General features: G+C 40.3%; 20 protein-coding genes, 1 tRNA gene and 1 pseudogene. 12 read left to right on the top strand and 10 right to left on the bottom strand.

Going from position 1 to position 23,464, the window contains the following annotated elements:
- Positions 1–792: 792 nt before the first annotated feature.
- The 7 genes and pseudogenes from infB to ABWU87_RS12650 form a co-directional block, all read left to right on the top strand.
- Positions 793–3,135: pseudogene (gene infB / locus ABWU87_RS12620) on the top strand (translation initiation factor IF-2); the annotation flags it as partial.
- A gap of 133 nt (positions 3,136–3,268) precedes the next feature.
- Complete coding sequence (locus ABWU87_RS12625) at positions 3,269–3,769, top strand: CvpA family protein (protein ID WP_353331254.1); 501 nt, start codon at positions 3,269–3,271, stop codon at positions 3,767–3,769.
- A gap of 2 nt (positions 3,770–3,771) precedes the next feature.
- Complete coding sequence (sufB, locus tag ABWU87_RS12630; protein ID WP_353331256.1) at positions 3,772–5,226, top strand: Fe-S cluster assembly protein SufB; 1,455 nt, start codon at positions 3,772–3,774, stop codon at positions 5,224–5,226.
- 16 nt (positions 5,227–5,242) lie between these two features.
- Complete coding sequence (gene sufC / locus ABWU87_RS12635) at positions 5,243–5,995, top strand: Fe-S cluster assembly ATPase SufC (protein WP_353331258.1); 753 nt, start codon at positions 5,243–5,245, stop codon at positions 5,993–5,995.
- Between the two features lie 50 nt (positions 5,996–6,045).
- On the top strand, positions 6,046–7,389 hold the full coding sequence (gene sufD, locus ABWU87_RS12640) for a Fe-S cluster assembly protein SufD (protein ID WP_353334469.1): 1,344 nt from the start codon (positions 6,046–6,048) through the stop codon (positions 7,387–7,389).
- A 27-nt stretch (positions 7,390–7,416) separates the two neighbouring features.
- Positions 7,417–8,631 (top strand): aminotransferase class V-fold PLP-dependent enzyme, encoded by a 1,215-nt coding sequence (locus ABWU87_RS12645; RefSeq protein WP_353331260.1) that lies wholly within the window; start codon positions 7,417–7,419, stop codon positions 8,629–8,631.
- Positions 8,632–8,749: 118 nt separating this feature from the next.
- Positions 8,750–9,352 carry a ribonuclease HII gene (locus tag ABWU87_RS12650; RefSeq protein ID WP_353331262.1) on the top strand — a complete coding sequence of 201 codons (603 nt, stop codon included), beginning with the start codon at positions 8,750–8,752 and terminating at the stop codon, positions 9,350–9,352.
- Between the two features lie 157 nt (positions 9,353–9,509).
- Here the strand turns inward: ABWU87_RS12650 and ABWU87_RS12655 are convergent, their stop codons facing one another.
- The 5 genes from ABWU87_RS12655 to ABWU87_RS12675 all read right to left on the bottom strand — a co-directional run bounded on the left by ABWU87_RS12655 (position 9,510) and on the right by ABWU87_RS12675 (position 12,227).
- On the bottom strand, positions 9,510–9,923 hold the full coding sequence (locus ABWU87_RS12655) for a hypothetical protein (RefSeq protein WP_353331264.1): 414 nt from the start codon (positions 9,921–9,923) through the stop codon (positions 9,510–9,512).
- Positions 9,924–10,299: 376 nt separating this feature from the next.
- Positions 10,300–10,878, bottom strand: a complete 579-nt coding sequence (locus ABWU87_RS12660; RefSeq protein WP_353331266.1) for a hypothetical protein — start codon at positions 10,876–10,878, stop codon at positions 10,300–10,302.
- A gap of 91 nt (positions 10,879–10,969) precedes the next feature.
- Positions 10,970–11,311: a hypothetical protein gene (locus tag ABWU87_RS12665; protein WP_353331268.1), complete on the bottom strand. Its 342-nt coding sequence runs from the start codon at positions 11,309–11,311 to the stop codon at positions 10,970–10,972.
- Positions 11,312–11,453: 142 nt separating this feature from the next.
- Positions 11,454–11,759, bottom strand: a complete 306-nt coding sequence (locus ABWU87_RS12670; protein WP_353331270.1) for an RHS repeat-associated core domain-containing protein — start codon at positions 11,757–11,759, stop codon at positions 11,454–11,456.
- A gap of 45 nt (positions 11,760–11,804) precedes the next feature.
- Positions 11,805–12,227: a hypothetical protein gene (locus ABWU87_RS12675; RefSeq protein ID WP_353331272.1), complete on the bottom strand. Its 423-nt coding sequence runs from the start codon at positions 12,225–12,227 to the stop codon at positions 11,805–11,807.
- 2,288 nt (positions 12,228–14,515) lie between these two features.
- On the opposite strand from ABWU87_RS12675, the gene gpmI reads away from it, so the two are divergent.
- From gpmI to ABWU87_RS12695, 4 genes are read left to right on the top strand one after another with little or no spacing between them, the layout of a single operon-like run.
- A complete protein-coding gene (gene gpmI, locus ABWU87_RS12680; RefSeq protein ID WP_353331274.1) occupies positions 14,516–16,030 on the top strand; it encodes a 2,3-bisphosphoglycerate-independent phosphoglycerate mutase in 1,515 nt (504 codons plus the stop codon).
- Positions 16,031–16,037: 7 nt separating this feature from the next.
- Positions 16,038–16,619 carry a DUF3109 family protein gene (locus ABWU87_RS12685; RefSeq protein ID WP_353331276.1) on the top strand — a complete coding sequence of 194 codons (582 nt, stop codon included), beginning with the start codon at positions 16,038–16,040 and terminating at the stop codon, positions 16,617–16,619.
- A gap of 19 nt (positions 16,620–16,638) precedes the next feature.
- Positions 16,639–17,124 (top strand): flavodoxin domain-containing protein, encoded by a 486-nt coding sequence (locus tag ABWU87_RS12690; RefSeq protein ID WP_353331278.1) that lies wholly within the window; start codon positions 16,639–16,641, stop codon positions 17,122–17,124.
- Between the two features lie 40 nt (positions 17,125–17,164).
- Positions 17,165–17,512, top strand: coding sequence for a DUF3795 domain-containing protein (locus tag ABWU87_RS12695; RefSeq protein WP_353331280.1), 348 nt, complete (start codon positions 17,165–17,167; stop codon positions 17,510–17,512).
- A gap of 367 nt (positions 17,513–17,879) precedes the next feature.
- Here ABWU87_RS12695 and gyrB read toward each other — a convergent pair whose 3' ends face one another.
- The 3 genes from gyrB to ABWU87_RS12710 all read right to left on the bottom strand — a co-directional run bounded on the left by gyrB (position 17,880) and on the right by ABWU87_RS12710 (position 20,396).
- Positions 17,880–19,838 (bottom strand): DNA topoisomerase (ATP-hydrolyzing) subunit B, encoded by a 1,959-nt coding sequence (gene gyrB, locus ABWU87_RS12700; RefSeq protein ID WP_353331282.1) that lies wholly within the window; start codon positions 19,836–19,838, stop codon positions 17,880–17,882.
- Positions 19,839–20,024: 186 nt separating this feature from the next.
- Positions 20,025–20,279: a 30S ribosomal protein S20 gene (rpsT, locus tag ABWU87_RS12705; RefSeq protein WP_353331284.1), complete on the bottom strand. Its 255-nt coding sequence runs from the start codon at positions 20,277–20,279 to the stop codon at positions 20,025–20,027.
- 45 nt (positions 20,280–20,324) lie between these two features.
- Positions 20,325–20,396, bottom strand: a tRNA-Glu gene (locus tag ABWU87_RS12710).
- A 297-nt stretch (positions 20,397–20,693) separates the two neighbouring features.
- Here ABWU87_RS12710 and recO point away from each other — a divergent pair.
- Entirely contained in the window at positions 20,694–21,419 is a 726-nt protein-coding gene (gene recO, locus ABWU87_RS12715; protein WP_353331286.1) for a DNA repair protein RecO, read from the top strand.
- A 246-nt stretch (positions 21,420–21,665) separates the two neighbouring features.
- Here the strand turns inward: recO and ABWU87_RS12720 are convergent, their stop codons facing one another.
- The gene (locus ABWU87_RS12720) at positions 21,666–22,115 is read right to left on the bottom strand and encodes a GatB/YqeY domain-containing protein (protein WP_353331288.1); all 450 of its coding nucleotides are present in this window, start codon (positions 22,113–22,115) and stop codon (positions 21,666–21,668) included.
- A gap of 14 nt (positions 22,116–22,129) precedes the next feature.
- Positions 22,130–23,446, bottom strand: coding sequence for a cell division protein FtsZ (gene ftsZ / locus ABWU87_RS12725; protein ID WP_353331290.1), 1,317 nt, complete (start codon positions 23,444–23,446; stop codon positions 22,130–22,132).
- Between the last annotated feature and the right edge of the window lie 18 nt (positions 23,447–23,464).

Below are 23,464 nucleotides of genomic sequence, written 5' to 3' on the forward strand. Positions count from 1 at the left end.
CATTTCCGTTATCAGTTCTGACTTGTTTTCTGTTTTTCAATAATCCAATTTCAATTATCAATTAAAAAAAGTATGACGATAAGGTTAAACAAAGTAACAAGAGATTTGAATGTAGGAATCACGACGGTAGTCGAGTACTTACACAAAAAAGGATTTTCTATTGAGGCAAACCCGAATACGAAAATCACGGAAGAACAGTATGCTATTCTTGTAAAAGAGTTTAGCTCAGATAAGGATTTGCGCATAGAATCTGATAAATTTATTCAAGAACGCCAACATAAAGACCGGAATAAAGCTTCTATTTCCATCGATGGATTCGATTCAGAGAAGAAAGAAGAACCTGCTCAGAAGAAGGTTGAAAAGGTTATTAAAGTAGTGCTTCCGGAAGATGCTATTCCTAAGTTTAAACAGGTAGGAAAGATTGATCTGGAACAATTAAACAAGAAAACACAGACAGAAACAGCTCCTGCAAAAGAAGAAAAGGTCGTTAAACCGGAACCTTCTGTTGTAACTCAAAAGGTGGCTGATAAGCCTTCTGATGCCTTACAACCAGCCCCTGTAAAACAGAAGGAAGAAGTGGCAAAGAAAGAGGAGGTGAAAACTCCTGTTTTAGAGGCAAAAGAAGTTAAAGAAGAAATAGTAGTGGAGCCAGTTATTAAAAAACAAGAAAAACCAGCTGTTGCAGTAAGTGAAGAAAAACCGGCAGCTAAGAAAGAAAAACCTGAATCGGAATTGAAAGAGGGAAAAAAAGAAGAAAAAACAGTTGAGCAGGTGGAAAAAAATGAAGAAGGTGATGTATTTAAAATCCATCGCACCACAGAATTTGTGTCTAAAATCAATGTAGTTGGTCAGATCGATCTTGATGCATTGAACCAGTCAACCCGCCCCAAAAAGAAGTCAAAAGAGGAGAAACGCAAAGAACGCGAAGAAAAAGACAAGCAGCGTATTGAGCAGAAGAAGCTGATGAAAGATGCTATCATCAAAGAAATCAGAAAAGAAGAGGAAAAGACTCCTAAGGCTGTTGATAAAGGGGAAGATGATAAAAAGAAGAAAAAACGTAGCCGAATAAACAAAGAACGGGTAGATATCAATAATGTTACCGGAACTCCTTCTGCTGTGTCACGTCCGGTGCCTAATAGTGAAAGGGCGAATAAACCAGGACAACATGGAAATAAACCTTTTACAAAAGGACAACAATCCAATCGCTTCAAAAAACCGGTTATAAAGCCAGAGGTAAGCGATGAAGACGTTGCAAAGCAGGTGAAAGAGACGTTGGCTCGTTTGACCACTAAAGGAAAGAATAAGGCATCCAAATATCGTAAGGAGAAACGTGATGCTGTATCAAGCCGTCAGCAAGCTATCGAAGATCAGGAAATGGCAGAAAGCAGAGTACTGAAACTGACAGAATTCGTAACAGCTAATGAATTGGCTAGTATGATGGATGTCTCTGTTAACCAGGTTATTGCTACTTGTATGAGTATCGGTATGATGGTGTCCATTAATCAACGTCTGGATGCTGAAACAATTAATATTGTAGCCGAAGAATTCGGATTCAAGACAGAATATGTCAGTGCAGATGTTTCGGAAGCTATCACAGAAGAGGAAGATGCTGAGGAAGATTTGGAACCACGTGCACCAATCGTAACAGTAATGGGACACGTTGACCACGGTAAGACCTCTTTGCTCGACTATGTTCGTAAAGCAAATGTAATTGCTGGCGAAGCTGGTGGTATTACACAGCACATCGGAGCTTACAATGTGAAGCTTGAGGATGGAAGAAGAATTACATTCCTGGATACTCCGGGTCACGAAGCGTTTACCGCTATGCGTGCTCGTGGTGCGAAGGCTACAGATATTGCAATTATCATTGTTGCTGCCGATGACGATGTGATGCCTCAGACAAAAGAGGCGATCAATCACGCGGTAGCTGCGGGGGTACCTATTGTATTTGCCATCAACAAGGTGGATAAACCGAATGCAAATCCCGAGAAAATTAAAGAAACCCTGGCAAACATGAACTTCCTGGTAGAAGAGTGGGGTGGTAAATACCAGTCACAAGATATTTCTGCAAAGAAGGGTACAGGCGTTAACGAATTGCTGGAAAAAGTATTGCTTGAGGCAGAACTGCTTGATCTGAAAGCTAATCCAAATCGTCGTGCAACCGGATCTGTGATTGAGTCTACTCTGGATAAGGGACGTGGTTATGTGGCAACGGTTCTTGTGTCAAACGGAACCATCAAAATGGGAGATATTGTTTTGGCCGGAACCAATTTTGGTAAGGTAAAAGCCATGTTCAACGAACGTAACCAACGCATCAAGGAGGCTGGTCCTTCCGAACCGGTATTGATTCTGGGACTTAATGGTGCTCCAACTGCCGGTGATATCTTCCATGTGCTTGAAACAGAACAGGAAGCCCGTGAAATTGCTACCAAACGTGAACAGTTGCAACGCGAACAAGGCTTACGTACTCAGAAACTTCTGACACTGGATGAGGTTGGCCGTCGTATTGCATTGGGTAACTTCCAGGAACTGAACATTATTGTGAAGGGTGACGTGGACGGATCAATCGAAGCGTTGTCCGACTCATTGATCAAGCTTTCTACTCCTCAGATTCAAATAAATGTGCTTCACAAAGCAGTAGGTCAGATTTCAGAATCGGATGTAACCCTGGCAGCAGCTTCGAATGCAATTATCATCGGATTCCAGGTTCGTCCGTCAGCTTCTGCACGCAGGTTTGCTGAACAGGAAGGTGTGGATGTTCGTATGTATTCTATCATATATGATGCTATTGAAGAGGTAAAGGCTGCTATGGAAGGTATGCTTGCTCCGGTAGTAAAAGAGGAGGTTACAGCAACCATCGAAGTACGCGAAGTATTCCACATTACCAAAGTGGGTACTGTTGCTGGTGCTATGGTTAAGGAAGGTAAGGTGAAACGTTCTAATAAGGCTCGTCTTATCCGCGACGGTATCGTTATCTTTACCGGCGAAATCAATGCACTGAAACGTTTCAAGGATGACGTTAAAGAGGTTGCAACGAACTACGAATGTGGTATCAGTCTGCAGAACTATAGCGACATCAAAGTGGGCGACATCATTGAATCGTTTGAAGAAGTAGAAGTGAAACAAACATTATAACTAAACAGACTCTTGTTTGCTGTTGAGAAAACAGAGTCGCTTAGTTTACCAATTATGATGTGCCGATGTGCTGACGTATCAATTTAAGATACGGTGACAGGCACTTCGGCACATTTATTGTTTATAGATTAGCATGAAGACTATTGACTTGTTGATTTTGCTGGTAATTGGTGTTGGAGCATTCAAAGGGTACCTCCAAGGTGGGGTAAAACTATTTGTTTCAACGGTAGGGCTGGTTATTGGTTTATATGCAGCCAAGTTGCTGTATATGCCACTGTCTGAAAAGCTTTGTCCGTCTGTTTCAAGCTCAATGACATTTAATCAGGTGCTTGCCTTTGCTATAATATGGGTTGCTGTGCCGTTAATTGCCACACTGACAGGTAATTTTTTTACTAAAACGCTTGAAGCTATGCATATAAACTGGTTGAACAAATGGGCTGGAATTGCTTTAGGAGGGGTTAAATACCTGCTCATCCTAAGTTTGTTTATCAATGTGATACAGTTTATTGATGGTAGAAATCGGCTTATATCGAAAGAGAATAAACAAGACGCTATATTATATTACCCTGTACAGAAGGTGGCAGGAGTCATCTTCCCAATGGTAAGAGATGTTTCGAATAAATATATTCATTAATTATGCAACAAGAAGAACCCAATAAATATTTGAAAGAGATTACGGAAGAGAAGTATAAATATGGCTTCACTACCGATGTGGATACTGAGATCATTCCCGTTGGGCTTAATGAGGATGTGATCCGTCTTATCTCTGAAAAAAAAGAAGAGCCTGAATGGCTGCTGGAGTTTCGTCTGAAAGCTTTCCGGCATTGGCAAACTATGGAAATGCCTACCTGGGCTCATCTCACAATTCCTGAGATAGATTATCAAAGTATCAGCTACTACGCCGATCCGAGAAAGAAAAAAGCTGGACCTAAATCTCTTGACGAGGTAGACCCGGAGCTAATTAAAACGTTTAATAAGCTGGGTATTCCTCTGGAGGAGCGTCTTGCATTAAGCGGAATGGCGGTAGATGCAGTAATGGATTCAGTCTCCGTAAAAACCACATTTAAAGAGACACTGATGGAAAAAGGAATTATTTTCTGTTCTTTCAGTGAGGCAGTACAGGAGCATCCCGACTTGGTGAAGAAGTATCTGGGCAGTGTGGTGGGTTACAGAGACAATTTCTTTGCTTCACTTAATTCGGCAGTATTTTCAGACGGCTCATTTGTCTATATCCCGAAAGGTGTTCGATGCCCGATGGAATTATCAACCTATTTCCGTATTAATGCCGCCAATACCGGGCAATTTGAAAGAACATTAATTGTGGCCGACGATGATTCGTATGTGAGTTACCTGGAAGGTTGCACCGCTCCGATGCGTGATGAGAACCAATTGCATGCGGCAATCGTGGAAATCATTGTTCACGACCGTGCCGAGGTGAAATACTCAACCGTGCAGAATTGGTATCCGGGCGACAGTGAAGGTAAAGGTGGTGTTTATAACTTTGTGACGAAACGAGGTATTTGTAAAGGAGATGATTCAAAACTCTCCTGGACGCAAGTTGAAACCGGGTCGGCCATTACCTGGAAATACCCCAGCTGTATATTGGCCGGTGATAATTCGGTGGCGGAATTCTATTCCGTTGCAGTAACTAATAACTATCAGCAGGCGGATACCGGGACAAAGATGATCCACTTGGGGAAAAATACGAGGAGTACTATTATGTCGAAGGGAATTTCTGCCGGCAAGAGTCAGAACTCTTACCGTGGATTGGTAAAAGTGGTTGAAAAAGCCGATGGAGCTCGCAACTACAGCCAATGCGACAGTTTGTTACTAGGCGATAAGTGTGGTGCTCACACATTCCCATACATGGATATCCATAACGAAACAGCGATTGTGGAGCATGAAGCTACTACATCAAAAATCAGCGAAGATCAGTTGTTTTATTGCAATCAGCGAGGAATTTCAACCGAAGATGCCATCGGCTTGATTGTAAATGGTTATGCAAAAGAGGTAATTAATAAACTTCCGATGGAGTTTGCCGTTGAAGCACAGAAGTTGCTGCAGGTTTCACTGGAAGGTTCAGTTGGATAAAATAAAAACATATAATATGCTCGAGATAAAAGACTTACATGCCAGTATCAATGGCAAAGAGATATTAAAGGGAATCAATCTCACGGTGAAACCGGGTGAGGTGCATGCCATTATGGGTCCCAACGGTTCGGGAAAGAGTACATTGTCATCTGTCCTGACAGGAAATCCGGCGTTTGAAGTAACAAAAGGTTCGGTAACCTTTTACGGAAAGAACCTGCTTGATCTTCCTCCCGAAGACCGCAGCCGCGAAGGTATCTTCCTGAGTTTCCAGTATCCGGTAGAGATTCCGGGGGTAAGTATGGTCAATTTTATGCGTACAGCAGTAAATGAACATCGCAAATATAAAGGGCTTCCTTCACTAACAGCAAGTGAGTTCCTGAAGTTAATGCGTGATAAGCGTGCGGTTGTTGAGCTGGACAACAAACTGGCTAACCGTTCGGTTAATGAAGGCTTCAGTGGCGGTGAGAAGAAAAGGAATGAAATTTTCCAGATGGCTATGCTGGAACCACGCCTCTCAATCCTGGATGAGACCGACAGCGGACTTGATATCGATGCGCTTCGTATTGTTGCCAACGGGGTGAACCTGTTGAAGACTTCGGAAAACTCTACGATTGTAATTACACACTATCAACGATTGCTTGACTATATTAAACCCGATATCGTGCATGTTCTTTATCAGGGAAAGATTGTTAAGACCGCTGGTCCTGAATTAGCGCTTGAACTCGAAGAGAAGGGCTATGACTGGATTAAGAAAGAGTTGGAAGAATAATTAATTATTTGTCAGCATCCGTCTTGGATGCCGGCAATTAGCATCATAAGATTATGGTAGAACAACAATATATCGACCTCTTTTCTCAGTGTGAAGCGATGATTTGTGCAAATAGCGCTGAGGTACTGAACGCAAAACGTGCCGAGGCTTTTGCCAATTTTGAACGTTTAGGCTTCCCCACCCAGAAACTGGAAGATTATAAATATACTGATGTAAGCGAAGCTTTTGCTCCGGATTATGGATTGAACCTGAATCGCCTGGAGATTCCAGTGAATCCTTATGAGGTGTTTAAATGTGATGTGCCCAACATGAGCACTTCTCTATACTTCGTAGTAAACGATGCTTTCTATACGAAAGAGCAGCCCAAGGTGGAATTGCCGGAAGGTGTGCTGATGGGCAGTCTCAAAGAAATGGCCAAAAAGTATCCTGAACTGGTAAGCAAATACTATGGTAAGCTTGCTGACACATCGGGTGACGGAATTACTGCATTTAATACTTCTTTCGTACAAGATGGCGTTTTTCTTTATATCCCGAAAGGGGTAGTGGTAGAACGTACCATTCAGCTGGTAAATATTCTTCGTGCCGATGTGGATTTCATGGTTAATCGCCGGGTATTGGTAGTAATGGAAGAAGGATCTCAGGCAAAGTTATTGGTTTGTGATCATGCACAGGATCAGGTTAATTTCCTTACTACACAGGTGATAGAGGTTTTTGCCGGAGAAAATGCCGTGCTTGATATGTACGAACTGGAAGAGACTCATATTGCCAATACACGTATATCCAACTGCTATGTCCGTCAGGATGCCGGATCCAATGTCCTGCTCAACGGTATGACTCTGCATAACGGCATGACCCGCAACCGTACGCATGTGTTGTTGGCGGGCGAACATGCCGAGATTACGTTGTGCGGTATGGCAATTGAAGATAAGAATCAGCATGTGGACAATCATACGTTCATTGATCATGCTGTATCCAACTGTACCAGCAACGAACTCTATAAGTACGTACTCGACGATGAGGCGCGTGGAGCATTTGCTGGCAAGGTACTGGTTCGTAAGGATGCGCAGAAGACCTTCTCGCAGCAAACAAACCGCAATCTATGTATTACCCGGGAAGCTAGGATGTTTACACAGCCGCAGCTGGAAATTTATGCCGACGATGTGAAGTGCGGGCATGGTGCTACAGTTGGACAGCTTGACGAAAGTGCACTCTTTTATATGCAGGCACGTGGTATATCTCAACGCGAAGCCCGCTTGTTGCTTATGTTTGCTTTTGTCAACGAAGTGGTAGATTATATTCGGATTGATATTCTGAAAGAACGTCTGCACTTGCTGATTGAGAAACGCTTCCGGGGCGAGTTAAGTAAATGTGCTGGTTGCAATGGCTGTAAATAAGCTTTTCGGTTAATAAAAAATAAGTCAATGATCAATATAGAAGCTATTCGTCAGGATTTTCCAATACTTCAACGTGAAGTGTACGGAAAGCCTTTGATTTATCTTGATAACGGGGCAACTACTCAGAAACCTCGTTGCATGGTAGATGCCATTACGGAAGAGTATTACTCGGTGAATGCCAATGTTCATCGTGGAGTTCATTTCCTCAGTCAGCAGGCTACCGAACTGCACGAAGCATCGCGAAAAACTGTTCAGCAGTTTATCAATGCCCGCAGTACGAACGAAATTATCTTTACCCGTGGTACAACAGAGTCCATCAATCTGCTGGCTTTCTGTTTCGGCGAAGCATATTGTGAAGAAGGCGATGAGATTATCATTTCCGTCATGGAACACCACAGCAATATTGTTCCCTGGCAAATGCTGGCTGCCCGCAAAAAGATAACCATCAAGGTGGTTCCCATCAATGAAAAAGGCGAGCTGATTCAGGAGGAGTACCAATCGTTCTTCTCTGAACGTACCAAGCTGGTCTCCATTGCACATGTCTCCAATGTACTGGGAACCATAAATCCGGTGAAGGAGATGATTGCCTATGCACATCAGCATGGAGTACCTGTGCTGGTTGACGGAGCTCAGTCTGTTCCTCATATGAAAGTAGATGTTCAGGAGTTGGATGCCGATTTCTACGCTTTCTCGGGACATAAGATCTACGGTCCTACTGGGGTAGGTGTTCTTTACGGAAAGGAAGAGTTGCTGGATAAGCTGCCACCTTACCAGGGTGGAGGCGAGATGATTCAGACGGTAAGCTTCGAGAAGACCACCTTCAATGAGCTTCCGTTCAAGTTCGAAGCCGGCACCCCCGATTATATCGGCACCACGGCTCTGGCAGTATCGCTCGATTATATCTCCAAAATAGGGATAGAAGAAATTGCGGCCTACGAACACGAACTGACGACCTATGCCATGAATCGTCTTAGAACCATAGAAGGGATGAGGATATTTGGTGAATCAGAACGGAAGGGGAGTGTTATTTCCTTCTTGGTGGGAGACATTCACCACTTCGACATGGGAACATTGCTTGACCGCCTTGGCATTGCCGTACGTACCGGTCACCATTGCGCCCAACCGCTGATGCAATATCTCGGCATCGAGGGAACCGTTCGCGCCTCTTTTGGTTTGTATAACACCAAGGAGGAAGTTGATGTGCTGGTTGCAGGCATCGAACGGGTGAGGAAAATGTTTTAAACTAAGATATCATATACAGAAAAGCGGAGCATTCTTTCGGGTAGCTCCGCTTTTTCGTTTTCGGTAAGGCACTATTTATCTCTTAAACCGTTATCTTTGTTGCATCAAAATATAAAACATGCTTTTACCCTATTTAAATAAAGATTTGATTGAAGCCGGTTGTGATGAGGCTGGCCGTGGATGTTTGGCTGGTTCGGTTTATGCAGCAGCCGTTATTCTTCCTGCCGGTTTTAAGAACGAACAGCTGAACGACTCCAAACAACTGACCGAGAAACAGCGCTACGAGCTTCGAACAGTGATTGAGCAGGAAGCGGTTACCTGGGCGGTTGGTATCGTAACTCCCGAAGAGATAGATAAAATCAATGTCCTCAATGCCTCTTTTCTAGCCATGCATAGGGCAATCGACCAACTGAAGGTGCGGCCCGAGCATCTGCTGATTGATGGAAACCGATTCAAGAAATACCACGAAACACCACATACCACGGTTGTGAAAGGAGATGGTAAGTATCTGTCGATTGCCGCAGCTTCTATTCTCGCCAAAACTTATCGAGACGATTACATGAACCGTCTGCACGAAGAATTTTCTGTGTATGATTGGAACAACAATAAAGGCTATCCTACCAAAAAACATCGGGCAGCTATTGCCCAACATGGCACAACTCCTTATCACCGGATGACATTTAACCTGTTGGGAGATGGGCAGCTCTCGCTTGATTTTTAATTACTTTGTATATTTGTTTTTGACATAGAACATCTGGAATTGATAGCTTAACCCTGAGTTCGCCCTAAGTTATGAATTTCAGAGTAAGAGAAAGCCCTTTTTATTTTTCTCTTACTCGATTTGAAAGTTATTATTTTATTCACAGATCTGCACATTATCAATTCGTCCTCTTACGGTTAATTATTAATGCAAAAATCCACAAAATATACAAAATAAAGAATGGATAAAAGATTTGAGTCCAAGTCCCGTTGACATTATTTATAAAAAAGATGTAGAGTGTATTCAGAATAATTGCCTCTACTATCAAATATTTGGATATAAACATTCTATCTTTCATCTTTTTATTAAGAATAAATCCTGTAAAATAGAGAAGAAAAGTAAAAGGAATATTAAAGAATACTTGTATTAACACAATTGCAAAAATCCAAGGAACAATCATTAATAGGTCACTCCGGGATGGCATTTCCCAAATACTAGAAATAATAATTACTAATCCACCGAGAAGAATTCCCACCAGAAAGGTTAATAAAGCAACCTTAAATATCCGCGATAGCCATTCTATCCAGTCCATAACAATATCACATTATTTTTTATTTAATACTGCCAAAATCATTTTGATGCTGTTTCCTAAAATCATCTATCTTTTTTTGTAGCTTCTGTATTGCAGCTTTTTGCTCTGCTTTCGTTCATGTTTTTGTTTTACCAAATTCCCACGACATGCCAGGAGTTTTTGATTTAGTTTTAGACAACATTTTATCACTAACTCCGATTTGGATAAAATGGTTGAAGTTGATGTATTGCAATTCCCCGTTGTCTCATCCAGACCGGTGATACCATCTTCTATTTGTGGACTATTTTATCACTTATTGATTTCCGTCTAATATAGAACGCATATAACAAATGAGCTTTTATGTTTATTGTTCAAAATATTTAAGCTGTCAACTAAGCTATTTTTTTAATTGAAGAATCGTTCCATCGTTTTGTATACTATAGGATCTTGTATATTTCTCTTCTCCCTTTTTAAAATACTTTGTGTAGTTAATTTCAATCTTTTCTAGAGAATGAATTTTTGAGGAAAAGGATAATGTGTCACCATATCCACCGGCAATAGGCAGACTTGACTTCTTATTTCCTTTACTATCATATATTGAGAGAATAGTTTCTGATATACAAGCTGTATAATCAGTTAAATAGGAACAAAAATAAATCAAAGCTACCAAGTCCTTATTCCCAGCTAATGAAAATTTTAATCCTGTAACATAGTTAAAATAGTTGGGCTGTTTTTTTGAATACAATCTGTATATCCAAAATTTATCATTGCTATTTTTAACAAAAAAATCGAACTCTTGCTTGGTAATATTACAAATATTGTTCCCATACAAATCATATTTTTCAAAAGTATCCTTTGTAATAGGAAAAGAATTTTCTTTAAACTTTTTCACAAACTGATTAAATAAATCAACTTGGCTCTGACAATTGCCTAATGCTGAAATTGTCAACATCACTAATATAAAATATTTTTTCATTTTGTATGTTTTATGCTTATCTGTAATAATATTTATATTATTTTCTAAAGCTGCAGACTTCAATTGTTTTGTTTAGGATGAAGTTAAATATTTACCACTTATAAATTTGTTCAAGAAATTTTTTATCTCTATTAGTATTAGGGTCTTTCTTTGAATATAAAATTTTGATAGTGTCCCCAATCATATAATAATCATTATCGACACTTCCTGTATATGAACTTTCCTTGATTTTAAAAGTATATGTACATTTGACTTTACCTTTACTTCCAACATATCGCACATCAGTAACAACAGCACTTATCTCAACACCTTCATCTATTAAATAGTTATTTTCAATGGTTTTTCTTATAATTACTACAAGGGAATTTACAATAATACACAAAATTATAAACCATATTATTTTATTTTTAAAGCTCCAATTATTTTTTTTCATTTCTGAAGTGGCACTTGTCGTTTTATTTTTTTTGCGTTTTTGAGATAGTCTTATTTATTGAGGAAGCGGTTTCCCCTTTTTGTATTTGCTTTCTTTTTGATTGCATTCTGTTGTTGTATATTTAAATGTTTTTGTTTTCGCATTATAAATTAAATATATGTCCATTTCCATTCGGGTCAATATACCGAATCGGATTATTCACACAGTAAACATACGGCGAAATAGAATAATACTTCTCCGCCAACGGACCCAAAGTTTCCCACCTGCCAATAACTGCATCATAATGCCGTGCACCGTAATCGTAGAGATTCAGGCAGTGTATGCGGTCCAGCTCTTTGCCGTTGTACTTGTAGCGCTGGTCGGAGGTGGTGATTCCTTCCCCGAAGGTCATGCCAAAGGGAATATAAGGGTTGGTCTTCTCGATGGATTCGCATTGGTTGAACAACACTTGGTTATTTCCTTAGTGACCCTGAATATAGTAATAAACAATTATTTATTTGTTAAAATCAAATTTAAAAAACCATTGTACCCGAGAATCTCTATTTGGCTTTGTTTTAAAATCAAAACCTGCATACCACCCCGATTCTATTTCTATGTAATAACCCCAACCTGCTCTGTAACCCCATTCCCCGACAAAATAAGATTCTGGTAATTTGTCGTTTATCTTTAAACCGCTTATCGTGAAGTTTTTATCCGTCGTTCCTATATAAATGGCTTTATTATTTAAAACGCCTACTGTGTATTCTATATTTTTCTCAATAATTGGAAATGACTTTATTAATGCTCCATTTGGAACAAAAAAAAACGTATTATTTGCTTTTGTTTCCTTGACTATCGAATTTAAAGTCAGATATTTTTTTGAAGAGCAGGATAAGCTCATAATTGAAACAAGTGATAACAGAATTATTTTATTCATTGGGGATACTTCTATTTATTTTTTAATTTCTTTATCCTTAGCAACTCTATCAAGAGTTCTTCCTTAATAGCTTATGAATTTTGAGGTTACTCCGTGCTTTATTCGCCTTATCTGGAGTGGTTAACTGCTTCACTCTCCGCTATACACCGGCTGCATCATACTTATGCGTAGTAGTATACCCTGCCATGAATTGCAATTGGCTCGGTAAGTTTAAACAATTATATTTATTTTACCTCTTGATCATTGTTTAAATTTGTGTCATTTTAATTTGTATAAAATATTTGTTGGAATAAATGTAATTGCAAACAATGTTGTAAACATAATATATATCCTTAAAGCTCTTTTTATATCCCATAGAGAAAATACACTATTAGTCAGATTAGAAAAATATAAATTAGGCATTCTTTTAAATTTAATTTGATTTGATACTTCTTCTGATATGTTAACAGAATATTCTCGCTGACAATATCGAACTTTCATTTGATAATATCCACCTCTTCCTCCTCTGTGATAGTCAGTTTCAATATATGAATATTTAATCGGTTTCTCGCTGTGTTTAACTCTTTCATATTCAATATATTTCACTGTGCTATATAGCGTAAATAAAATAAATATAACTCTAAAAAACAACCTTACACCCATTTCAATTTATTCTTATAATCATAAATTGTTATTTGCTAATAATTGAGTTTTATAGATAAAAGCATTGCAGAGTATCGTTATACTTGTAGCGTTGATCTTAATTGTCAGTCCCTTTCCAAAAGTTATAATCCCACTTTTTGGGGGTTCAGTTGCCATGCCGAGTTCCCTATTTGCGGATTATTCATAACTTATTGATCTCCGTTTAATATAGAGCACATATAACAAATTAATAATAAAATATGAATAACATAACACCATAACCAATAAAATATCTAAGTTGTTAATTCCATTAGCAAAAGATTCATATAGCCCCAACAAGGTTCCAAAAGCAAATAGGAAACACGATGACAAGTAGTATGAAAGAAAATTCTTAATTCTATTCTTTGGAACGGAATCAGTCTTTATGAAAAAGAATGAAATATTGGATAATAGGGCAATTATAAAGAATATGCCAAAGACAACATATCCCATATTTTCATCTCCTGTTTTTCTTCCCATAATTAGTCTCATCACAATCATTGGAATAAAATTGATCAGAATTGATCCTGTATAAAGTTTTAACGCTTTCATTGTTGTTTGTTGTTTTGTGAACTTTTTTACTGCAATGTGTACTTGTTTAATTGAAATAATCCAAGGAACGAGGAATAACAGTCCCAGGACAAATTTAGTAAATTTTTACAAATAAAGGTAATTCTTTTCATGAAATCTTACAAAACAAAATATCACGATACGGTGTCAACGGTAAAATATGGCCAATTTTGAGGGCGAAATGAAGTAGATGCAATTGTGGTGTTTGTATAATTTACATTTGGCGGAATTAATCCATACAATATAAAAACTGTAACAGGCGGATAGCCAGAATTATACAGTTGTTCGTGGTGCAGAGGGTGGATATGAAACGGCGTTTTTGGTGTTCTGAAAAATTAAAAACAAAAAATTCTTCAAAAAAAAGAATTTTCGAATTTTAATTTCAGAAAAGGATGGCAGGTCGTTTTTACTCCACCCTCTGCACCACTTTGGGGCTTATGGAGAATTGCAACGCCTTGATTAATAGTGTTGTAGATGCTAATAGGGTGGGGTGGCGTAGGGGTGGCAGTAGGTTTGCACTACCACCTCTAAACCACGTTCTGCTTCAAAAGTATGCCACTCCTTGCAGCAGGCATCTTCAAGCGGCAGCAGGCATGGTTATTTATACACTGGAAGTCGACCGCTTTCAGGCTTTAAAACCAAAGTGGTAAACCCGTATTTGGATGAAGAAACCATTTGGTCAACGGATAATAGGATTAAGAACGAATATGGAGCTTCGGCGTCGGTTTAGTATACCCTAAACGACGGATTAAAATTCTTAAAGGTTAAATTAACTATTCATTGATGAATGATTATCCCAATCATGTACATGTTTATCCCCTAATCATGTACATGTTTGGGTTCAATCTTGTACATGATTGAGATAATGCATTACGTTGGAAAAGCTAATTCATCAGGTTAATTTGATTATTTCACTGGATAACTTTCATAGTTGTTGGCTTTGGGAATTACACCATTCTTGTTGTTGAATGTGAATGAGTACTAAATCTGGCAATCCTATTGCTTTTTTTCGTAACTTTGCAATTGAAAAATGATAAGTATTTAAAACAATAAATAGTATGAGCAAGAAAGCACTTTTAATGATTCTTGACGGTTGGGGAATTGGTAACCAATCAAATGCAGACGTAATCTTCAATACTCCCACTCCTTACTGGGATTATTTAGTAAAAACATACCCTAATTCCCGCCTTGAAGCAAGTGGTGAGAATGTTGGATTACCCGATGGTCAGATGGGTAACTCTGAAGTGGGTCACTTAAATATCGGTGCCGGACGTATTGTATACCAAGACTTGGTAAAAATCAATAAGGCATGCCGCGAAAATACCATTATGCAGAATCCGGAAGTGGTTTCTGCTTTCACATATGCTAAAGAAAACGGCAAATCTGTCCATCTAATGGGATTGACTTCGGACGGGGGAGTGCACAGTTCACTTGATCACCTGTTTAAGCTGACTGAAATTTCAAAGGAATACGGTATCGAAAATACATTTGTTCACTGTTTCATGGACGGTCGTGATACTGACCCAAGAAGCGGGAAAGGTTTCATTGAACAATTGACTGATCACTGCGAAAAAACAACCGGCAAGGTTGCTACAATCATTGGCCGTTACTATGCAATGGACCGTGACAATCGTTGGGAACGTGTGAAACAGGCATATGATTTGTTGGTAAACGGCATTGGCAAGAAAGCTGATTGCATGGCGACTGCTATGCAGGAATCTTACGATGCTGAGGTGACCGACGAATTCATCAAGCCAATTGTAAATGCAGGAGTAGACGGAAGAATCAAGGAAGGCGATGTGGTTATCTTCTTTAACTACCGTAACGACCGTGCAAAAGAGCTTACAATTGTATTGACCCAGAAAGATATGCCGGAAGCCGGCATGAAGACTATTCCGGGATTGCAGTATTATTGCATGACTCCGTACGACTCTTCTTTCAAGGGTGTTCACGTATTGTTCGATAAGGACAATGTTGAAAATACATTGGGCGAATATCTTTCTTCTCAGAAGAAGACTCAGCTGCACATTGCAGAAACAGAAAAATATGCGCACGTTACATTCTTCTTTAACGGTGGACGCGAAACTCCATACGAAGGTGAAGAGCGTATTTTGATTAACTCTCCGAAGGTGGCAACTTACGACCTGAAACCTGAAATGAGCGCTTACGAAGTAAAAGATGCTCTGGTAGCTGAAATCAATAAGAATAAATTTGATTTCATCGTGGTGAACTTCGCAAACGGTGATATGGTGGGTCATACAGGTGTTTACGAAGCAATTGAAAAAGCTGTAAAAGCGGTTGATGCTTGTGTAAATGAAGTTGTTGAAACTGCGAAAGCTAATGGTTACGAAGCTATTATCATTGCCGACCACGGTAACGCAGACAACGCAGTTAACGAAGATGGTTCTGTGAACACTGCTCACTCTCTGAACCCTGTTCCATGTGTTTATGTAACAGAAAACAAAGAGGCTAAGGTGGAGAACGGTCGTTTGGCTGATATTGCTCCAACAATCCTGAAAATTATGGGACTGGAAATTCCGAAAGAGATGACTGGTTCAGTATTAATTAAATAATATACGAATGATTCAAATAGACGATACCATCATCAGCCTGGATATCTTTAAGGAGAAATTCCTGTGCAACCTCGATGCCTGCAAAGGGGAGTGTTGTATTGAAGGTGATGCTGGTGCGCCATTGGAAAAAGAAGAAGTAGAACAACTTAAAAAGGTCCTTCCGGTAATCTGGGAGGACCTTTCTCCTGAGGCGCAGGCAGTCATCGAAAAACAGGGTGTTTGCTATAAAGATGAGGATGGCGATTTGGTTACTTCCATTGTAAATGGCAAAGATTGTGTGTTTACATGCTATGACGAAAAAGGATGTTGCTACTGTGCCATTGAGAAAGCGTATCGCGAAGGGAAAGTGGATTTCTATAAACCGGTGTCCTGCCACCTTTATCCTATCAGAGTACAGAACTATTCTGAATTTAAAGCGGTAAACTATCATCGCTGGAGTGTTTGTAAGGCGGCTGTTCTTCTGGGAGAAAAAGAAAACGTACCAATATATAAGTTCCTGAAAGAACCACTCATCCGCAAATTTGGTGAAGATTGGTACACAGAACTCGAAATTGCTGCTGAAGAACTGAAGGAAAGAGGAATTATTTGAACCTGAAAATAAATTGATTATGAAGACGGCTATTCTCTATTTCTCGAAATATGGCACAACCAGGAAGGTGGCCGGGATGATACAATCTCGCCTGAAGGGTGATGAAGTGACCATGATTGATTTAAAGGAAGAACAGTCTCCCGACCTTTCTTATTACGACCGCATTATAGTGGGAAGCTCAGTATATGTAGGCTCGGCAAAGAAGAAGTTTAAAGAGTTCTGTTTGGCCAATTATCTGCCTTTATTTGCTATTAAGGAAGTTGGGTTGTTTCTGTGCGGAATGGAACCGGATGAGTTTAAGCAGCAGGAAGAGATGGAACGCTCGTTTCCTGAAGAGTTGCGCCGTCATTCAAAAGCAAGAGGTTTTATGGGTGGCGAGCTTTTAATGGAAAAGATGAATTTCTTAGATCGTGTTATAGTCAAAAAGGTTATGAAAACCACTGAATCGGTTTACAATATAAACGAAAAGGCGATTGACCAGTTTGTGGAAAAGATGCTGAGTTAACTCCTGAGACTGAATTCATAATAATTATAATGCAAATACTATGGAAAAGCAGATAGAAATAAACAAGGAGCTGGTTGCCTTCTGTGGGCTTTATTGTGCAGCCTGCCGGCAATATCTTAAAGGTGAATGTGCTGGATGTCAGAAAAATGAGAAAGCACAATGGTGTAAGGTTAGAACTTGTTGCCTGGAAAAGGGTTATGCCTCTTGCGCAGATTGCTCTATTAACGTTGCCGACTGCAAGAAGTTCTCGAATTTTGTGAGCAAGATGTTTGCATTCTTCTTTAATTCAGACAGAAAAGCCTGTATTGATAGAATTAAAGCGATAGGAGCTGAAGAGTATGCCCGCGAAATGGCAGGAAAAGGACTTCAGACAATCAAAAAACGATAGAGCGCTTTGATAAACCGGCTTTACTCAGACTCAGATTTTTGCTATGTTGGCAGTAAGCATTGATTCGTGTTTTACTGAACCAACTTTATTCCTGCCTCAATAATGGTATAAGCTTATCTGCAATCAATTTATACTGGTAGAACATTCGTCTATATGAGCCTATAAGATTGCTCAAAATAAAAAAGCATCCCCCGGAAGTTGATATGATACTTCCGGGGGATGCTTTTTATGTGAATAGATGATAGACTATATGAGCTTGTCTTTAGTGCAAGTTGACGATATACGTAATAAAATTCCCCTTATTTCGGTTCCTTTTATTGGAAAACCTGAAATAAGAGGAATCTCTTTTATTTAGTAAATGGGTTACTTACGCATCAATGTTTGCATAAGTGGCATTTTCTTCAATAAACTCTCTACGTGGGCCAACATCTTCGCCCATTAACATTGAGAAGATATAGTCTGCTTCAGCAGCATTTTCAATGTTTACCTGGCGCAGAGTACGGTTTTCCGGGTCCATAGTAGTATCCCAGAGCTGTTGCGCGTTCATTTCTCCCAAACCTTTGTAGCGTTGAGTGTGGATTGAACTTTCTGAACCGCCACCGTAGGTTTCAATAAAACGTTGACGTTGTGCCTCGGTCCAGCAATACTCTTCTACTTTTCCTTTTTTGCAAAGGTAAAGTGGGGGATTGGCAATATAGAGATATCCGTTTTGGATAATCTGTGGCATGAAACGGAAGAAGAATGTCATGATAAGGGTGTCGATGTGAGAACCATCGACGTCGGCATCGGTCATGATAATAATCTTCTTATAGCGCAGCTTCTCGATATTAGCCTCCTGTGAGTCATCCTCTGTTCCGATGGTTACTCCCAGAGCGGTGTATATGTTGCGAATTTCTTCGCTTTCGTATGCTTTGTGGCGCATTGCTTTCTCAACATTCAGAATCTTTCCACGTAGCGGCAGAATAGCCTGGAAAGCGCGGTTACGTCCTTGTTTGGCTGTACCCCCTGCAGAGTCTCCTTCGACAAGGAAGATTTCGCATTTATCCGGATCTTTGTCTGAACAGTCGGCCAGTTTGCCCGGCAGTCCACCGCCTGACATCGGTGATTTGCGTTGTACCATTTCACGCGCTTTGCGAGCTGCATGACGAGCGGTTGCTGCTAGGATAACTTTGTCAACAATCATCTTAGCCTCTTTCGGGTGTTCTTCCAGGTAGTATGCAAGTGCTTCTCCCACTGCCTGATCTACAGCTCCCATTACTTCGTTATTACCTAACTTAGTCTTGGTCTGCCCTTCAAACTGTGGTTCGGCTACCTTGATAGAAATAACGGCGGTTAACCCTTCGCGGAAGTCATCTCCGGAGATTTCAACCTTCACCTTTTCCAGCATTTTGGAATCTTCCGCATATTTTTTCAGTGTACGGGTCAGTGCACGACGGAAACCAGCGAGGTGTGTACCACCTTCTATTGTGTTGATGTTATTAACGTATGAGTGGATATTTTCAGTGTATGAAGTATTATAAACAATAGCAACTTCTACCGGAATACCCTGTTTCTCTGTATTGAGATAGATGATGTCGTTTATCAGCTTCTCTCTTGAAGAATCGACGAAACGGACAAACTCCTTCAAACCTTCTTTAGAATGGAAAACCTCATGCTTATAGCTTCCATCTTCGTTCTGAACGCGGCGGTCGGTAAGTGTTATGGTAAGTCCGGCATTGAGATAAGCAAGCTCGCGCATACGAGTTGCCAGGATGTCGTATTTGTATTCGGTTACAGTGAAAATAGAACCGTCCGGATGGAAAGTAACCCGAGTTCCCTGGTTTTCTGTCTTGCCAACAACCTTTACAGGGTATTTAGGAATACCGCAGGAGTATTCTTGTTGGTAGATTTCTCCTTCTCTGGCAACCTGAGCAACCAAGAGGGTAGATAGCGCATTTACGCAGGATACACCTACACCATGCAGACCACCGGATACCTTGTATGAGCCCTTGTCGAACTTACCACCGGCATGTAGCACAGTCATAACAACTTCAAGCGCAGATTTTTGTTCCTTTTCGTGGAAGTCAACCGGAATACCACGACCATTATCTTGAACGGTAATAGAGTTGTCTTCATTGATGCTAACTTCAATCTGGTCGCAATAGCCGGCTAAGGCTTCATCGATTGAGTTGTCAACAACCTCATACACTAAATGGTGTAAACCTTTTAGCCCTGTGTCTCCAATGTACATCGCCGGGCGTTTTCTAACAGCCTCTAACCCTTCAAGTACCTGAATACTATCAGCAGAATACACAGAATTATTATTCGCTATTTGTTCTTCAGTCATATTTAATTTGTAATTATTTGAACATAGCAAATATAGTGATTTTTATTGGTTTAAAGACACGTTGGCGCGTCATTTTTTAACCGTATTACACTTTTTTGCAGTATATATCTTTGGAGTATGCATAAACACAAAAAGCCGGATTAATAAATCCGACTTCCTTATATAATGTGTTTAATATTTCCCCTATTAAGCGAGCTTATTGATAAAAATAGCTAACTTTGATTTTAGGTTGTTAGCCTTATTTTTGTGGATAATATTAGTTTTAGCTAATTTATCGATCATTTTTGTTACGCTTGGGTACATAGCTGCAGCCTCTGACTTGTCAACAGTTGAACGAAGCTTTCTAACAGCGTTTCTCATGGTTTTACCATAATATCTGTTGTGAAGTCTTCTTTTTTCAGCTTGTCTGATTCTCTTGATTGATGATTTGTGATTTGCCATTTTCGACTAATCTTTATGTTCTTTGAATTTATACTTTTAACTTAGTAGCCCGTGGGGGAGTCGAACCCCCCTTTCAAGAATGAAAATCTTGCGTCCTAACCGATAGACGAACGGGCCAGCTTATGACTTGCTTTTGATTGTTTTCAGTTCTTTGTGAGAGCCGTTTTTCTCAATTGCGATGCAAAGATATGGGGTATTTTTGAATCTACCAAATATTCCTGCAAAAAAGTTTTAAGGATTTTCCATTGGATTCTTTATTGATCTATTTTATACTTTGAAAATCAGAGGTGTAGTGCGTTGGGCTTTCCTTGTTTTATTTTATAGAGAACAAAGGATAATGATGGCATTTGTTGTTTCTCTCCTTTTTTTGTAGTTTTGTTTCAGGAACCAGAATTTTAAAATAAGAGGCAAATTATGCTGCAAAAAACTATCGGCATCGTTCTTCATTCTATAAAATACAATGATACAACGAATATTGTGGAACTCTACACGGAGTTGTCAGGACGTGCTTCTTTTCTGATAAAGATTCCTCGATCGCGTAAATCCGGAGTAAAGCCGGCTTTGTTTCAGCCTCTTTCCATTATGGAGCTCGAAGTGGAAAATCGTCCGACCTCAAATCTCCAACGAATAAAAGAGGCCCGGTCTTATTATCCGTTTGCTTCTTTACCTTTTGACCCTTACAAATCAGCCATAGCTCTCTTTCTGGCCGAGTTCCTTTACAGGGCTCTTCGGGAAGAAGCGGAGAACCATCCGCTATTTGCCTATCTTGTTCATTCCATCCAATGGCTCGACGGACAGGAAAAAGGGTTTGCAAATTTCCATCTGGTCTTTCTGATGCGTCTCTCCCGTTTCCTGGGACTTTACCCCAATTTAGAAAACTACCAAGCGGGTGATTATTTTGATTTGCTGAACGGCTGTTTTGTTACCAAACGACCATTTCACAACTCTTTTATTGAACCGACAGATGCTGCCCGGTTGGAGAAACTGATGCGGATGAACTACGACACGATGCATCTTTTTGGTATGTCGCGAGTGGAACGTAACCGCTGTCTGCAGACCATTATTGATTATTACCGCCTGCATTTGCCGGAATTTCCTGAACTAAAATCACTCGACGTATTGAAGGAACTTTTCGACTAATTGGTTTTGTATGAGCATCAGATAATACCAGTGCTTTCCATTAGGATGTGGGGGAGAGGTATGCCCGTGTGTATATGGGGCGTACATCTGGATATATGCGAAAAAAGAAGTGCCTGAGATAACAAAAAGGTGCGTGACTTTTTTAGGAAGTCACGCACCTGTAATTGTATGTAAATGAGGTGTGTAATGCGATTTTGCGCGACTTGCGCGACTGCGTTACTTTTATTGTTTAATTCTGAAGAAATCTTATGCCAATAACTCCTTTACAAGAGCCGAGATAGCACGACCTTCGGCAAGTCCTGCTAACTTTTTAGTAGCTACTCCCATTACTTTTCCCATATCTTTTGCACTGGTGGCGCCTGTTTCTGCAATAATTGCCTTGATAGCAGCTTCCAGTTCCTCTGGAGTCATCTGTTTAGGCAGATATATTTCCATAGCTCTTACCTGAGCCATTTCGGCTTCGGCCAGATCCTGACGATTCTGCCCGATGAAGATTTCAGCCGAATCTTTTCCTTGTTTCACTAACTTTTGAATGATTTTCGTCGCAGCTTCATCTGTTAGTGTATCGTTTGCACCCGGTGCAGTCTTTGCTTCGATGAAATATTTCTTTACGTTTCTAAGTGCTTCCAGTTTTACCTTATCTTTGGCCTTCATAGCCTCTTTGATATCTTCGCTGATTTTGTCAAATAAATCCATGGTATATCTATCTTTTAATTAAAACTTATGATTGTACTTCCGTTTTCCATCTCGGGAACAACGGGTTTCTCTATTACAGTTGCTTTGGCTTTGATATTTTCTAATGTTACCTTATCGCGTTGGAATGTGGGAGAACTCTCTATGGCCGAGATAATCTCTTCGTTGTCTAAATCTTCCGGATTGAATATATAGATATGGCGACGCTTTTTGTACGTTTTTGCTCCGCCTTTAAGGGCGTCTTCTCCATAAGCGATGCGTATCCGTCGGCGGTTTTCTTCCTCTTTCTCTTCCAGCTGTGCCAAACGCTCTTCTTCTTCCTGGGTTCTTTTGCTGATCATTTCGTCCATTCCTGGGATATTGGTTATGCCGAATCCGGTAGCCAGTACGGTAATTTTCACCTTGTTCTCGAGTGTATTATCCACGGCAACCCCCCAGATTACTTCAACCCCTTTATCGAACTTGCTCATGAATTCGTGAATTTCGTTCATCTCCTCCATCATCAGTTCTGATTGTTGGCAGAAAGATACATTGAGCAGTACCTTTTTAGCGTTGAATATGTCGTTGTTGTTCAGTAGCGGTGAGTGAAGAGCATCCTCTATTGCCTTGCTTACACGGTTTTCTCCTTCACCCAGACCGGTACTCATGATGGCAACACCTCCGTCTTTGAGGATGGTGTTCACATCGGCGAAGTCCAGATTTACCTTTCCGCGCATGGTAATAATTTCGGCAATGCTCTTTGCCGCAATAGACAGAGTATCATCCGCCTTGCCGAAAGCATTCATAAACGTCAGGTCGGAATAGATTTCCCGAAGTCGTTCGTTATTGATAACCAGCAGAGCATCAACATGCTTACTGATCTGCTCAACCCCGTCGAGTGCCTGAATAATCTTCTTTTCGCCTTCGAACAGGAACGGGATAGTGACGATACCCACCGTAAGAATATCCATTTCCTTGGCAGTTTTTGCAATAACGGGTGCGGCACCTGTTCCGGTTCCTCCACCCATACCTGCTGTGATGAAAACCATCTTGGTGCCATCGTTCAGCAGATTCTTTATATCTTCGATACTCTCTTCCGCTGCAGCCGATGCACGTTCCGGTTTGTTTCCGGCTCCCAGGCCTTCAGTAATGGAACGTCCCAGTTGCAGTTTAACAGGAACCGGCGATTCCGCAAGAGCTTGGTTATCTGTGTTGCACAGAACGAATGTTACATCATGTATACCCTCTTTGTACATGTGATTAACAGCGTTTCCGCCGCCGCCACCCACACCGATCACCTTGATAATACTGGGGGTGTCTGTAGGAAATTCAAAAGGCATTATTTCGTCTGTCATAACTCTCTGTTATTTATA

It is taken from the genome of Bacteroides sedimenti, from assembly GCF_040365225.1.
In the GTDB taxonomy this organism is placed as follows: domain Bacteria; phylum Bacteroidota; class Bacteroidia; order Bacteroidales; family Bacteroidaceae; genus Bacteroides; species Bacteroides sedimenti.

Bases quoted from the DNA above. Each gene is read 5' to 3' on its own strand.
- ABWU87_RS12625 (WP_353331254.1), top strand. From the start codon at position 3,269: ATGAAGACTATTGACTTGTTGATTTTGCTGGTAATTGGTGTTGGAGCA.
- sufB (WP_353331256.1), top strand. From the start codon at position 3,772: ATGCAACAAGAAGAACCCAATAAATATTTGAAAGAGATTACGGAAGAG.
- sufC (WP_353331258.1), top strand. From the start codon at position 5,243: ATGCTCGAGATAAAAGACTTACATGCCAGTATCAATGGCAAAGAGATA.
- ABWU87_RS12645 (WP_353331260.1), top strand. From the start codon at position 7,417: ATGATCAATATAGAAGCTATTCGTCAGGATTTTCCAATACTTCAACGT.
- ABWU87_RS12650 (WP_353331262.1), top strand. From the start codon at position 8,750: ATGCTTTTACCCTATTTAAATAAAGATTTGATTGAAGCCGGTTGTGAT.
- ABWU87_RS12655 (WP_353331264.1), bottom strand. From the start codon at position 9,923: ATGGACTGGATAGAATGGCTATCGCGGATATTTAAGGTTGCTTTATTA.
- ABWU87_RS12660 (WP_353331266.1), bottom strand. From the start codon at position 10,878: ATGAAAAAATATTTTATATTAGTGATGTTGACAATTTCAGCATTAGGC.
- ABWU87_RS12665 (WP_353331268.1), bottom strand. From the start codon at position 11,311: ATGAAAAAAAATAATTGGAGCTTTAAAAATAAAATAATATGGTTTATA.
- ABWU87_RS12675 (WP_353331272.1), bottom strand. From the start codon at position 12,227: ATGAATAAAATAATTCTGTTATCACTTGTTTCAATTATGAGCTTATCC.
- gpmI (WP_353331274.1), top strand. From the start codon at position 14,516: ATGAGCAAGAAAGCACTTTTAATGATTCTTGACGGTTGGGGAATTGGT.
- ABWU87_RS12685 (WP_353331276.1), top strand. From the start codon at position 16,038: ATGATTCAAATAGACGATACCATCATCAGCCTGGATATCTTTAAGGAG.
- ABWU87_RS12690 (WP_353331278.1), top strand. From the start codon at position 16,639: ATGAAGACGGCTATTCTCTATTTCTCGAAATATGGCACAACCAGGAAG.
- ABWU87_RS12695 (WP_353331280.1), top strand. From the start codon at position 17,165: ATGGAAAAGCAGATAGAAATAAACAAGGAGCTGGTTGCCTTCTGTGGG.
- gyrB (WP_353331282.1), bottom strand. From the start codon at position 19,838: ATGACTGAAGAACAAATAGCGAATAATAATTCTGTGTATTCTGCTGAT.
- rpsT (WP_353331284.1), bottom strand. From the start codon at position 20,279: ATGGCAAATCACAAATCATCAATCAAGAGAATCAGACAAGCTGAAAAA.
- recO (WP_353331286.1), top strand. From the start codon at position 20,694: ATGCTGCAAAAAACTATCGGCATCGTTCTTCATTCTATAAAATACAAT.
- ABWU87_RS12720 (WP_353331288.1), bottom strand. From the start codon at position 22,115: ATGGATTTATTTGACAAAATCAGCGAAGATATCAAAGAGGCTATGAAG.
- ftsZ (WP_353331290.1), bottom strand. From the start codon at position 23,446: ATGACAGACGAAATAATGCCTTTTGAATTTCCTACAGACACCCCCAGT.